Here is a 13,435-nt window from a genome sequence, read left to right on the forward strand (position 1 = left end):
GGCGCCTAGTATCCGCGGACATGGTCCACCGGATTGATCACGGGTTGGCCGGACTCGACGCGTTCGATGTTCGTGAAGAACAGATCGACCACTCGTGACGGATAGTCCGGGGTGCTCCATGAGACGTGCGGTGTGATGATCGTGTTGGGCGCGTCCCACAGCGGGCTGGTGGCTGGCAGCGGTTCACGCTGGAACACATCGAGTGCGGCGCCTCCGAGGACGCCGGCGTGAAGGCGGGCGGACAGCGCCTCCTCGTCGATGACATCGCCACGCGAGACGTTGATGATCAGGCAGTTCGCGGTGCATCGATCGAGAACGTCGGCGTTCAGCATCTGACGTGTCCGCGCTGTCGCGGGAACCGCCATGACGATGGCGTCCGCTCTGGTCGCCAGTTGCGCGAAGCGGTCGGCCGAGTGCATCTCGTCGAACCCTGGATGCGGCGCTCCGGTTCTGCGGATCCCGATCACGTACATGCCCAGCGCCCTGGCGCGTTGTGCCACCTCGCGCCCCACCGGGCCGGCTCCCACGACCAGAAGGGTGGCGCCCGAGATCAGGCGGGGGTGATGGCGCTTCCACTCCCGGGCGTGCTGGCTGGTCAGCGCATCGGGGAGCCTCTTCGTCAGGCCGAGGAGCGTCGAGACGGCGAACTCGGCCATGGCCGGCGCGGATATGCCGCGGGCGTTCGCCACCTGCACGTCCGAGGACAGGCCTTTCGCCGGGAGAAGGCTGTCGGCGCCAGAGCCGATGAGGTGAATGAGGCGGAGGCGCTCGGCGCGGGACCAGTTGTCGACCGGCATACCGATGCCGAGGACGGCTTCGATCTGGCCGAGCTCGGCGACGAACTCCGTTTCCGTACGGCAGGCGATCAGCCGGCGACCTCCGAGTGCGGACATCGAGGCGTCCAGCGCGTCGATGGCGAACCTGCCGTAGCAGTGCACCTTGGTGATCTTGCCGACGCGCATTGTCCCGTTCCCGCCTGTATTCAGGTGACTAAGATGTAATCAATACTATTATAGCTATCTTGCTTGGGGGTGCGTCCGGCGGCCGGTCTGTGCGGACGGGACGGGATCGCCGGTGAGTGCCGGCCGCCCCGGTCGCGCCCGCCCGATCCCGAGGGGCGGCTCGCACCGGTACGGCTCAGGAGTCGCCATGCCCGTCGCGCTGTTCGCCCTCGCCGGTGCACGATCTTTCCCTTTATGGCGACATATGCCCTGTCTGTGAATATTGACGTTTTCTTGACGCCCGGCCATGAATCGATGGGCTCTGACGTCAGTAGTGTGCATTGCGTCTTTACGGATAATTGATGTGGGGGGCCGACAGTGGCCGGCACGACTGGGCCACTACAGACGTGGCTGCTCAAGGGCCTACAGACCGACCGTAGGCAGATCGAGCACGGTCCGCCCAAGAAGCACACGTGGTGGCAGGTCATGTGCCTCACGGGCGTCGACTACTTCTCCACCCTCGGTTACCAGCCGGGCATCGCGGCGCTCGCGGCCGGCGCGCTGTCACCGCTGGCGACGCTGCTGCTGGTCATGCTCACCCTGTTCGGGGCGCTGCCCGTCTACCGCAGGGTCGCGGAGGAGAGCCCGCACGGCCAGGGCTCGATCGCGATGCTGGAAAAGCTGGCCCCGCAGTGGTGGGGCAAGTTGTTCGTGCTCGCTCTCCTCGGGTTCGCCGCCACCGACTTCGTCATCACGATGACGCTCTCGGCCGCCGACGCGACGGCCCACATCCTGGAGAACCCGTTCGTCCCCGACTTCCTGGCGGGCCGGCGGGTGCTGGTCACGCTCGTGCTGCTCGCGCTGCTCGGCGGGGTGTTCCTGATGGGTTTCAGCGAGGCGATCGGCATCGCCGTCGTCCTCGTGGGCGTCTACCTCGTGCTCAACGCGATCGTGGTGGCTGTGGCCGTCACGCACGTGCTCGATGCCCCCAACCTGGTCATCGACTGGCAACACGCGCTGACCACGACCTACACCAGCCCGATGGCCATGATCGGGCTTTCCCTGCTGGTGATGCCGAAGCTCGCGCTGGGCCTGTCGGGGTTCGAGACGGGCGTCGCGGTGATGCCGATCGTCAAGGGTGATGTCCAGGCCCGGATCAAGGGCACCAAGCGGCTGCTGACCTCGGCGGCCATCATCATGAGCGTCTTTCTGATCTTCAGTAGCCTCGTCACCACCGTGCTGATCCCGGAGCGGGAGTTCGAGGAGGGCGGCAAGGCCTCAGGGCGGGCGCTGGCATTCCTCGCGCACGGTTTCCTCGGCGACTGGTTCGGCACGTTGTACGACGTCAGCACCATCGCGATCCTCTGGTTCGCCGGGGCGTCGGCGATGGCGGGCCTGATCAATCTGGTGCCGCGCTATCTGCCCAGGTACGGCATGGCGCCCGACTGGACGCGGGCCGTACGCCCGCTGGTCCTGGTGTTCAGCGCGATCGGCTTCGCCATCACGATCATCTTCGACGCCGACGTCGAAGCCCAGGGCGGTGCCTACGCCACCGGTGTGCTCGTGCTGATCCTGTCCGCCTCCGTCGCCGTGACGCTGTCCGCGTGGCGCAAGGGTCAGACCAGGCTGATGGGCGGCTTCGCCGCCGTCTCCGCCGTCTTCGCCTTCACGCTGGTGGACAACGTGTTCGAGCGCCCGGACGGGGTGAAGATAGCGTCCTTCTTCATCGTGGCGATCATCGTGACCTCGCTCATCTCCCGGACGACCCGCTCCACCGAGCTGCGCGTCACCGAGGTGACCTATGACGCGCTGGCCGGGCAGTTCGTCAACGGGGCCTGCGGCGAGGTGCACCTGATCGCCAACGAGCCGCACGAACGTGACCAGGCCGAGTACAACGACAAGCTGCGCGAGCAGTGGTTCAACCACCGCCTGCGCAGCTCGGAGCAGGTCATGTTCGTCGAGGTGACGGTCGTCGACGCCTCGGAGTTCGAGACCGAGCTGGTCGTGCACGGCGAGGAACGCTTCGGCCACCGGATCCTGCGCTTCGAGAGTCCCACGGTGCCCAACTCGCTGGCCGCGCTCCTGCTCGACCTGCGTGACCGTACGGGCCGGATACCGCACATCTACTTCCACTGGACCGAGGGCAATCCGGTGGCGGCGATGCTGCGCTACCTGCTGTTCGGCGGCGGAGACGTACCACCGATGACCCGAGAGGTGCTCCGCCAGGCGGAACCGGACATCGCCCGCAGGCCGCACGTCCACGTCGGGTGAGCCGCGCTCCTCGGTGAAGCGCGGGCGCGCCTGTCTCGACGGCATCCCTGTGCGCCGTTTCCGCCGTGCCGTCAAGAAGGTGTCAACAGTTGGCCTACGGGCGTATGAAATGCGTTAAGGGCGGCAAAATCTCCCAAATATCCCGCTTTTCTATGGGTGTTAGAAGAGCAAACATTCGGATTAGAGGAGTGGGGATGGCCGACGTCATCTTCGTCGCCCTGACGATCACGTTGTTCGTGATCTTCGGATTCGTCGTCAAGGCGGTGGAGCGCCTGTGAGCGCCGTCAACGCCACCGGCCTCGTGGTGGCCGTCGGCCTGGTGATCTTCATGGTCGCGGCTCTGCTGTTCCCGGAGCGGTTCTAGTGAGTACGACAGCAGCCGGGATCATATTCGTCGCATCCCTCATCGTCGCCCTCGCGCTGACGCACAAGCCGCTCGGCGACTACATGTACCGCGTGTACTCGGGCGTCAGGCACAACGTCGTCGAGCGCGGCATCTACCGTCTGCTCGGCGTCCGCCCGGACACCGAGCAGCGGTGGGGTGTTTACGCCCGCAGTGTGCTGGCCTTCTCCGTCGTGTCGATCCTGTTCGTGTACGGCGTGCAGCGCCTGCAGGACAGGTTGTGGTTGTCACTCGGCTTCGACCCGGTGCCCGACCACATCGCGTGGAACACCGCGATCAGCTTCGTCACCAACACCAACTGGCAGGCCTACTCGGGTGAGTCCACCATGGGCCACCTGGTGCAGATGGCCGCGCTGGCCGTACAGAACTTCGTGTCCGCCTCCGTCGGCATGGCGGTGGCGATCGCGCTGGTGCGCGGCTTCGCCCGCAACCGGGCCGACACCATCGGCAACTTCTGGGTCGACCTGGTGCGCGGCACGGTCCGTATCCTGCTGCCCATCGCCTTCGTCGGCGCACTGGTGCTGGTGGCCGGCGGTCTGGTGCAGAACCTCTCCTCCCCGCATGAGCTGAGCACCCTGACCGGCGGCACCCAGTCGATCACCGGCGGTCCGGTGGCCAGCCAGGAGGTCATCAAGGAGCTCGGCACCAACGGTGGCGGCTTCTACAACACCAACTCGTCGCACCCGTTCGAGAACGCCACCGGCTGGACCAACTGGTTCGAGATCTTCCTGATCCTGCTCATCCCGTTCGCCATGCCGCGCGCCTTCGGCAAGATGGTCGGCCAGGTCAGGCAGGGGTACGCGATCCTCGCCGTGATGGCGACCATCGCCATCACCAGTGTCGTGCTGACCAACGTCTTCGAGCTGGGCGCCAACGCCACCGTGCCGCAGGCCGTCGGCTCGGCGATGGAGGGCAAGGACGTCAGGTTCGGCGTCTCCAACTCCGCGACGTTCGCCGCGGCGACGACTCTCACGAGCACCGGCGCGGTCAACTCCTTCCACGACTCCTACACCCCGCTCGGCGGCATGATGACGCTGTTCAACATGATGCTGGGCGAGGTCGCACCCGGCGGCGTGGGGGCCGGCCTGTACGGCATGCTGGTGCTGGCCGTGATCACGGTCTTCGTGGCCGGGCTCATGGTCGGCCGTACCCCCGAATACCTGGGCAAGAAGATCGGCGCCCGCGAGATCAAGCTGGCCTCGATGTACTTCCTGGTCACCCCGATCCTCGTGCTCGTCGGTACGGCTGTCGCCATGGGCAACGAAGCGGGTCTGGCGGCCATGCTGAACAGCGGCCCACACGGTTTCTCCGAGATCCTCTACGCCTTCACCAGCGCCTCGAACAACAACGGCTCCGCGTTCGGCGGCGTCACCGTCAACACGCCGTGGTACGACGTGGCGCTCGGCCTGTGCATGGTGCTCGGCCGCTTCCTGCCGATCATCTTCGTGCTGGCCCTGGCAGGATCGCTGGCCAGGCAGGCCCCGGTTCCCGAGTCCGCAGGCACGCTGCCCACCCACCGGCCGCAGTTCGTCGGCATGGTGGTCGGCGTCACGATCATCCTGGTCGCCCTGACCTTCCTCCCGGCCCTGGCGCTGGGCCCGCTCGCAGAAGGAATCAGCTAATGTCCACCCCAGTGCTCGAGGCGCCGGGACAGGCGCCGACGCCGCAGAAGAACGGCAGGGTCGGCGGTGGTCTGCTCGACCCCAAGCAGTTGATCAAGTCACTGCCCGACGCGTTGAAGAAGCTGAACCCGGTCTCGCTGTGGCGCAACCCGGTGATGCTGATCGTGGAGATCGGCGCGCTGGCCACCACGGTCCTCGCCGCCACCGGCGAGTCGTCGTTCTTCGCCTGGGCCATCGCCGTCTGGCTGTGGCTGACGGTGGTCTTCGCCAACCTCGCCGAGGCCGTCGCGGAGGGCCGCGGAAAGGCGCAGGCCGCCACGCTCCGTGCCGCCAAGCGTGACACCACCGCCCGTCGCCTCTCCGGCTGGGCGCCGGGCGCGAACGTGTCCTCGTGGGACACCGTCGGCGCGCCGGAGCTCAAGCAGGGCGATCACGTGATCGTCGAAGCCGGGGAGATCATCCCCGGCGACGGTGACGTGATCGAGGGCATCGCCTCGGTCGACGAGTCGGCCATCACCGGCGAGTCCGCACCCGTGATCCGCGAATCGGGTGGTGACCGCTCGGCGGTGACCGGCGGCACCAGGGTGTTGTCCGACCGGATCATCGTTCGCATCACCCAGAAGCCGGGCGAGAGCTTCATCGACCGGATGATCGCCCTGGTCGAGGGTGCCGACCGGCAGAAGACGCCCAACGAGATCGCGCTGAACATCCTGCTGGCCGCTTTGACGATCATCTTCCTGGTCGCCACCGTCACCATGCAGCCGATGGCGATCTACGCCAAGAACGTCAACCCCGGCATCGCCGACTCTCTCGCCCTGACGGGCGACGGCGTCACCGGCGTCGTGCTGGTCTCGCTGCTGGTCTGCCTCATCCCGACCACGATCGGCGCGCTGCTGTCGGCCATCGGAATCGCGGGCATGGACCGGCTGGTCCAGCGCAACGTCCTGGCCATGTCCGGCCGTGCGGTCGAGGCGGCAGGAGACGTCAGCACCCTGTTGCTCGACAAGACCGGCACGATCACGCTGGGCAACCGGCAGGCGTCGGAGTTCCAGCCCGCCTCGGGGATCCCCGCCGACGACCTGGCCGCTGCCGCGCAGCTTGCGAGCCTCGCCGACGAGACGCCCGAGGGCCGCTCGATCGTGGTCTACGCCAAGCAGGCGTACGGCTTGCGCGAACGTCAGCCAGGCGAGCTCGCCCACGCCGAGTGGGTGGAATTCACCGCCCAGACCCGCATGTCGGGGGTCAACGTCGACGGCCGGCAGGTGCGTAAGGGCGCGGCGACGGCCGTGATGAAGTGGATACGCGAGAACGGCGGCCGCGCGACCGAGGAGGTCGGCCACCTGGTCGACGGCATCTCGGCCTCGGGTGGTACCCCGCTGGTCGTCGGTGAGATCGTCGACGGTAAGGCGCGGGTGCTGGGGGTCATTCACCTCAAGGACGTCGTCAAGCAGGGCATGCGCGAGCGGTTCGACGAGATGCGCCGGATGGGCATCCGCACCGTCATGATCACCGGTGACAACCCGCTCACCGCCAAGGCGATCGCGGACGAGGCCGGGGTGGACGACTTCCTGGCCGAGGCGACTCCCGAGGACAAGCTCGCGCTGATCAGGTCGGAGCAGGAGGGCGGCCGGCTGGTCGCGATGACCGGCGACGGCACCAACGACGCGCCCGCGCTCGCGCAGGCCGACGTCGGGGTGGCGATGAACACCGGCACGTCGGCCGCCAAGGAGGCCGGCAACATGGTCGACCTCGACTCCAACCCGACCAAGCTCATCGAGATCGTCGAGATCGGCAAGCAACTGCTCATCACCCGTGGCGCGCTGACCACGTTCTCGATCGCCAACGACATCGCCAAGTACTTCGCGATCATTCCCGCGATGTTCGCGGCGGTCTATCCCGGCCTGGACGCGCTGAACATCATGCGGCTGGCCAGCCCGCAGTCGGCGATCCTGTCCGCGGTCGTCTTCAACGCCCTGGTGATCGTCGCGCTGATCCCGCTGGCGCTCAGGGGTGTTCGCTACCGCCCTTCGAGCGCGTCGAAACTGCTCAGCCGCAACCTATACGTCTACGGACTGGGCGGCATCGTCGCCCCGTTCATCGGCATCAAGATCATCGACCTGCTCATCCAGTTCCTTCCGGGGATGTCATAAATGGAACGCCTACCAAGCTGGGTCCGCCAGCACCTCGCAGCCGCCAGGGCGGTCGCCGTCCTCACGGTGCTCCTCGGCGTGATCTACCCGCTGGTCACCACCGGCGTGGCCCAGGCCCTGTTCAACGGCAATGCCAACGGCTCGATCGTCCAGCAGGACGGCAAGGACGTGGGCAGCGCCATCATCGGCCAGAACTTCACCGACAAGGACGGCAACCCCGTCAGGACCTACTTCCAGAGCCGCCCGTCGGCCGCGGGTGACGGGTACGACATGCAGTCGACGGCCGCCAGCAACCTGGGACCCGAGGATGTCCTGGACGTCCTTCCCGTCCCCGGCGCGAAGGACGACGAGGGCAGGCAGAGCCTGCTCACCCAGGTCTGCGCCCGCTCCAAGGCGGTCGGTGAGCTGGAGGGCGTCAGCGGCGCCAGGCCGTACTGCACCGGTGACGGTGTGGGCGCGGTGCTGAAGGTCTTCTCCGACCGCGCGGTCAGCGTCAACCAGGCCTGCCCCGGTATCCCCTTCATCGCCGAGTACCAGGGTCTGAAGGTGGAGTGCGGCAAGCCGGGCGAGGACTACGCCGCCGGCAAGACCGTCCCGATCCGTGGCGGTGTGACGAAGGTCGAGGTGCCTGCCGATGCCGTCACAGCCAGCGCCTCGGGCCTCGACCCGCACATCTCGGTGGCCTACGCCGACCTGCAGGCCCCGCGAGTGGCCAAGGAGCGCAAAACGGACCTCGCCAGGGTCAAGGCGCTCATCCAGGAGCACACCACAGGGCGCGCCCTCGGTTTCATGGGCGAGCCCGCGGTCAACGTGCTCGAACTCAACCTGGCCCTCGACAAGGAGTAGTGATCGCGGTGCCACGCGGGCGGCTACGGGTCTACCTCGGGGCGGCTCCCGGAGTCGGTAAGACCTTCGCGATGCTCAACGAGGGACGCAGGGCGCTGGAGCGTGGCAGGGACGTGGTCGTGGGTTTCGTCGAGACCCACGGCCGCCCCCACACCGCCGAACTGCTCGACGGTCTGGAGGTCCTCCCTCGCAGGACGCTGGCCTACCGGGGGAGCCACTTCACCGAGCTGGACGTCGATGCCGTCATCGAGCGGGCGCCGAAGGTGGCGCTGATCGACGAGCTGGCGCACACCAACATCCCAGGCTCGCGCAATACCAAGCGCTGGCAGGAGATCGAGGAGATCCTCGACGCCGGCATCGACGTCGTCTCCACCGTCAACATCCAGCACCTGGAGTCGGTCAACGACGTCGTCCAGCAGATCACCGGCATTCCGCAGCGGGAGACCGTACCGGATGAGGTGGTACGGCGGGCCGATCAGGTCGAGCTGGTCGACATGTCGCCCGATGCGCTGCGCAGGCGGATGGCCCACGGCAACATCTACGCACCGGAGAAGGTGGACGCCGCGTTGTCCAACTACTTCAGGATCGGCAACCTGACCGCGCTGCGCGAACTCGCCCTGCTCTGGGTCGCGGGAAAAGTCGACGACCAGCTCGACCGCTACCGCGCCGAGCAGGGCATCGTCAAAACCTGGGAAGCACGCGAGCGGGTGGTGGTCGCGCTCACCGGCGGCCCGGAAGGCGACACCCTGGTACGGCGCGCGGCCCGCATCGCGGCGCGCAGCAAGGGCGCCGACCTGCTGGCCGTCCACGTCACCAGGGCGGACGGCCTGACCGGCGGCGATCCGGCCAGCCTGGCTCGCCAGCGCACCCTCGTGGAGGACATGGGCGGCACCTACCACCAGGTGGTCGGCGACGACATCCCGCGCGCACTGCTCGACTTCGCCGGCGGGGTGAACGCCACCCAGCTCGTGCTCGGCGCGTCCAGGCGGGGCAGGTTCGCCCAGATCCTGTCCCGGGGCGTCGGGGTGGAGACGACCGCGTTGTCGGGTTCGATCGACGTCCACATGATCACCCATGCGGAGGTCAAGAAGGGCCGCCGCCACGCGAGCTCGCGAGCCGCGCTGACCCGCAAGCGCAGGATCATCGGCTGGGTGATGGCGGTGCTCGGTATGCCCGCGCTGACCGCGGGTTTTTTCCCGTTCAGGGATGATCTGGCGCTGCCGAGCGAGATCCTGATCTTCCTGCTGATGGTCGTCGGCGTCTCCCTGGTGGGTGGCATGTGGCCTGCGGTGACGGCGGCCATCGGCGGGTTCCTGCTGCTGAACTACTACTTCACGCCGCCGGTCGACCAGTTCACGATCTACGATCCGGAGAACCTGCTCGCGCTCCTCGTCTACGTGCTGGTCGCGATCATGGTGAGCCTGGTGGTCGACGTGGCGGCCCGCCGTACCAGAGAGGCGGCCAGGGCCACTGCGGACGCCGAGGTCCTGTCGACGCTCGCCGGTCACGTCCTGCGTGGCGAGGCCGCCCTGCCGTCGCTGCTCGCCCGGATCAAGGAGACGTTCGGGCTCGCGTCCGCCACGCTCCTGGAGCGGACGGGACCGCCAACCCCTGACGATCAGTCGGAGCCGGAGGCGTGGCGGATCGTGGCCACTTCCGGGGGCGAGCCGTGCACCAGCCCTGGAATCGCCGACACCGATGTGGTGATCGACGAGAACCTGGTGCTCGCGGTGCGTGGGGGACTGCTCGACGCCTCCGACCGCAGGGTGCTGGAGGCGTTCGCCGCGGAGACCGCCGTCGCGCTGCGTCAGCGGCGGCTGGAGGAGGAGGCCGAACGGGCCAGGCCGCTGGCCGAGGCGGACAAGATGCGCACCGCGCTGCTCGCCGCCGTCAGCCACGACCTGCGTACTCCGCTGGCTTCGGCCAAAGCCGCCGTGGAGAGCCTGCGCAACACCGAGATCGACTGGTCCGCGGAGGACCGGGAGGAGTTGCTCGCCACGGCGGACGAGTCGCTGGTCAAGTTGAATCGCCTGGTGGACAACCTGCTCGACATGAGCAGGCTGCAGGCGGGCGTGCTTGGGACCGCCCTCCAGCCGGTCGCCCTGGAGGAGGTCCTGCCCAGGGCGATGGACGACCTGGGCCCGCTCCGGGATCGCGTCAAGGGGGACATCTCCGTCGAACTGCCCGAGGTGATCGCCGACCCCGCCCTGCTGGAGCGGGTGCTGGTGAACCTGGTGTCCAATGCCGTCCGCTACAGCCCACCGGGCGAACGGGTGCTGGTCACCGGCAGCTGGTACGGCGACCACGTGGAGATCCGGGTGATCGACCGCGGTCCGGGGATTCCGCCAGAAGCACATGACCAGGTCTTCAAGCCGTTCCAGCGGCTCGGCGATCGGGACAACCATTCGGGGGTCGGCCTTGGCCTCGCGCTCTCCAGAGGGCTCAGTGAGGCGATGGGCGGCTCTCTCGTACCGGAGGAGACACCAGGGGGAGGTCTCACCATGATCTTGACACTGCCCATCTCATCCAGAGCCGTGATCGCATGACACGCATTCTCGTCGTCGACGACGAACCGCAGATCCTGCGGGCGCTTCGCATCAACCTGATCGCCCGCCACTACGAGGTGGCGGTGGCCACCGACGGTGGCGCGGCCCTGCGCCAGGCGGCCGACTGGCATCCTGACCTGGTGGTGCTCGACCTCGGGCTGCCCGACCTCGACGGCGTCGACGTCATTCACGGGCTGCGCGGCTGGACCTCGATGCCGATCATCGTGCTGTCCGGCAGGGCGGGCAACCAGGACAAGGTCGACGCCCTCGACGCCGGCGCCGACGACTACGTCACCAAGCCGTTCGGCATCGACGAGTTGCTGGCCAGGATCCGCGCGGTGTCGCGCCGCACGTCCGCGCAGGAGGCGGAGCTGGCCAGCATCACGATCGGCGACCACGTGGTGGACCTGACCAACAAGACGATCTCCGGCGGGGCACGGCTGACGCCGACCGAATGGCACATCCTGGAGATCCTGCTACACAATCCGGGCAAGCTCGTCAGCCAGCGGCAGCTGCTGACCGAGGTATGGGGGGTCAAGTACGTCAAGGAGACCCACTATCTACGGCAGTACATGGCCCAGCTGCGGCGCAAACTCGAACGCGACGCCGGGCATCCAGCTCACCTGATCACCGAGCCCGGTATGGGGTACCGCTTCAAGGCCTGATCGAAGCCTTGCGTTCTCCTTCAGGCCGCTCACCGGTTTGGCGCTGCTCACGGTGCTCCGGGATCCCTGACCGGCAACGACGAAGCGCGGGCAGCCGAGTGACTGTCCGCGCTTCTCGCATTCGATCAGAGGCCGACTTCCCCGCGCATCAGGCGGGTGAGCTCCGGTGAGCTCCGGCGAGCCCCGTGCCGGCACCCGGGCCGCGGCACCGCCCGCCGCGATCGACGGGCCGAACCGCTGGTCCTCGCTCCCCGTGCGATCGCCGCGATGACGCACATCATGCGGTCTTGGCGGAGTGCCGGGCCATCGTCCCTGCGGGGTCGATCACGATGCCGATGGTGTCCAGTTCCTTGAGCATGCTCCTGAGCGCGGGCTCGCTGAGCCGTACCCAGTGCTGATCGGAGCCGAGCACCTTGGCCAGGCGCATCGGTGAGGTGAAGGCGACCGCCGTCCGCTTCCCCGCAGCAGTCCTGAACAGGCGCAGTGACGTGCTGAACGCGCCTTGACGGACCGGGACGTACAACATGCTTCCTCCTGGTGAGAACTCGTACACCAGCGACGCTAGAGCCGCGCGGGGAGCATGAGCGTGATCGCTACGGGATCAAGACGGCAATCGCGGAAGTACTTATGACGCGTTGACATGGTGTGGCTCCAACCAGCGCTGACCTCACCGAAGACAGACGCCCAGCATGATCGCGAGCCGGTGCGTGAAGGTCACAGGTTCATGAAACTCATGACAGAGCGGTTCTCATCGACCCTTGACATGCAACATACTCGGGTATAAAGACATGTAAAACAACATTGAAACGGCGGTGAACCAACAAGATGTACGCCGAGGAACGGCAGCAGGAGATCCTGTGTGAGGCCCGGGCCACCGGGCGGGTCGACGTGGTGACCCTGGCGGAACGGTTCGGCGTCACGACTGAGACGATCCGCCGGGACCTGACCGCGTTGGAGCGTTCGGGGGTGTTGCGGCGTGTGCACGGCGGGGCGATCCCGGTCGAGCGCCTAGGTTTCGAGCCTGCCCTCGCGACGCGCGATGAGGTGATGACGGTGGAGAAGGAGCGTATCGCCAAGGCGGCGCTGGCCGAGTTGCCGCAGGATGGCGCGATCATCATTGACGCGGGCACCACGACGGGTCGTTTGGTGCAGGCGTTGCCGGTGGATCGGGAGTTGACGGTGATCGTGAACTCGCCGCCGTTGGCGGCCGCGTTGGCCACCCGCGCGAATTTGACGGTGTTCATGTTGGGTGGGCGGGTGCGGGGGCGGACCCTGGCCACGGTTGATGACTGGGCGCTGCGGCCGTTGGCGGATCTGCATGTGGACGTGGCGTTCATGGCGGCCAACGGTTGTTCGGTGGCCAAGGGGCTGACGACGCCGGATCCGGCTGAGGCCGCGATCAAACGGGCGATGGTCACCGCGGCGCAGCGGTGTGTGTTGCTGGCCGATCACACCAAGTTCGCCAATACCTATCTGTCTCGTTTCGCCGCGTTGCAGGAGATCGATGTGGTGATCAGTGATGTGGGGCTCGATACCGGGGTGGCGGCCGAGATGGCCGCGGCCGGGCCCGAGGTGATCCGGGCGTGATCGTGACTTTGACTCTTAATCCCAGTTTGGATCGCACGATCGAGGTCTCCTCGTTGCGGCGTGGGGCGGTGATCCGTGCCGCGGCCACTCATCTGGATCCCGGTGGTAAGGGGGTCAATGTCTCGCGGGCGTTGCTGGCCAACCGGGTGCGTTCGTGTGCGGTGGTGTCTTTCGGCGGGGATGAGGGGCGGCGGTTGGTGAGCCTGCTCTCAGCCGAGGGCATCGAGATGGTCACCGTGCCGGTGGCCGGGGCCACGCGTTCCAATGTCGCGCTGGCCGAGCCCGATGGCACGGTGACGAAGGTCAACGAGCCGGGGACGGCGTTGTCGGCGGCCGTGAGCACGCCACCCAGCAGCAGCACGCGCTTGTGCGGGCGGACTAGGGCCTGTTTCATAAGTTGATCT

At 67.3% G+C, this 13,435-nt stretch carries 11 protein-coding genes; 9 read left to right on the forward strand and 2 right to left on the reverse strand.

Going from position 1 to position 13,435, the window contains the following annotated elements:
* Positions 1–5: 5 nt before the first annotated feature.
* The gene (locus ACQP0P_RS17890; protein WP_433377984.1) at positions 6–962 is read right to left on the reverse strand and encodes a D-2-hydroxyacid dehydrogenase; all 957 of its coding nucleotides are present in this window, start codon (positions 960–962) and stop codon (positions 6–8) included.
* 357 nt (positions 963–1,319) lie between these two features.
* Between ACQP0P_RS17890 and ACQP0P_RS17895 the strand changes: the two genes are divergently transcribed.
* From ACQP0P_RS17895 to ACQP0P_RS17925, 7 genes are all read left to right on the forward strand, one after another.
* On the forward strand, positions 1,320–3,212 hold the full coding sequence (locus ACQP0P_RS17895; RefSeq protein WP_433377987.1) for an amino acid transporter: 1,893 nt from the start codon (positions 1,320–1,322) through the stop codon (positions 3,210–3,212).
* 274 nt (positions 3,213–3,486) lie between these two features.
* Positions 3,487–3,576, forward strand: a complete 90-nt coding sequence (gene kdpF, locus ACQP0P_RS17900; RefSeq protein ID WP_225265852.1) for a K(+)-transporting ATPase subunit F — start codon at positions 3,487–3,489, stop codon at positions 3,574–3,576.
* Positions 3,576–5,237 carry a potassium-transporting ATPase subunit KdpA gene (kdpA, locus tag ACQP0P_RS17905; protein ID WP_433377991.1) on the forward strand — a complete coding sequence of 554 codons (1,662 nt, stop codon included), beginning with the start codon at positions 3,576–3,578 and terminating at the stop codon, positions 5,235–5,237. Before kdpF ends, kdpA begins: the two co-directional genes overlap by 1 nt.
* Positions 5,237–7,387, forward strand: coding sequence for a potassium-transporting ATPase subunit KdpB (gene kdpB, locus ACQP0P_RS17910; RefSeq protein WP_433377994.1), 2,151 nt, complete (start codon positions 5,237–5,239; stop codon positions 7,385–7,387). Before kdpA ends, kdpB begins: the two co-directional genes overlap by 1 nt.
* Positions 7,388–8,233 carry a potassium-transporting ATPase subunit C gene (locus tag ACQP0P_RS17915; protein ID WP_433377997.1) on the forward strand — a complete coding sequence of 282 codons (846 nt, stop codon included), beginning with the start codon at positions 7,388–7,390 and terminating at the stop codon, positions 8,231–8,233. It abuts the gene before it with no gap.
* Positions 8,234–8,241: 8 nt separating this feature from the next.
* On the forward strand, positions 8,242–10,779 hold the full coding sequence (locus ACQP0P_RS17920) for a DUF4118 domain-containing protein (protein ID WP_433381937.1): 2,538 nt from the start codon (positions 8,242–8,244) through the stop codon (positions 10,777–10,779).
* Positions 10,776–11,444, forward strand: coding sequence for a response regulator (locus tag ACQP0P_RS17925; RefSeq protein ID WP_350966379.1), 669 nt, complete (start codon positions 10,776–10,778; stop codon positions 11,442–11,444). The genes ACQP0P_RS17920 and ACQP0P_RS17925 overlap by 4 nt, the downstream gene beginning before the upstream one ends.
* 277 nt (positions 11,445–11,721) lie before the next feature.
* Here the strand turns inward: ACQP0P_RS17925 and ACQP0P_RS17930 are convergent, their stop codons facing one another.
* Positions 11,722–11,970: an SAV_915 family protein gene (locus tag ACQP0P_RS17930; RefSeq protein ID WP_350966380.1), complete on the reverse strand. Its 249-nt coding sequence runs from the start codon at positions 11,968–11,970 to the stop codon at positions 11,722–11,724.
* Positions 11,971–12,269: 299 nt separating this feature from the next.
* On the opposite strand from ACQP0P_RS17930, the gene ACQP0P_RS17935 reads away from it, so the two are divergent.
* The gene (locus ACQP0P_RS17935) at positions 12,270–13,031 is read left to right on the forward strand and encodes a DeoR/GlpR family DNA-binding transcription regulator (protein ID WP_433378002.1); all 762 of its coding nucleotides are present in this window, start codon (positions 12,270–12,272) and stop codon (positions 13,029–13,031) included.
* A gap of 68 nt (positions 13,032–13,099) precedes the next feature.
* Positions 13,100–13,432: a PfkB family carbohydrate kinase gene (locus ACQP0P_RS17940; RefSeq protein ID WP_433381939.1), complete on the forward strand. Its 333-nt coding sequence runs from the start codon at positions 13,100–13,102 to the stop codon at positions 13,430–13,432.
* The last annotated feature ends 3 nt before the right edge of the window (positions 13,433–13,435 follow it).

This window comes from Streptosporangium sp. CA-115845 (genome assembly GCF_050943795.1).
GTDB lineage: Bacteria > Actinomycetota > Actinomycetes > Streptosporangiales > Streptosporangiaceae > Streptosporangium.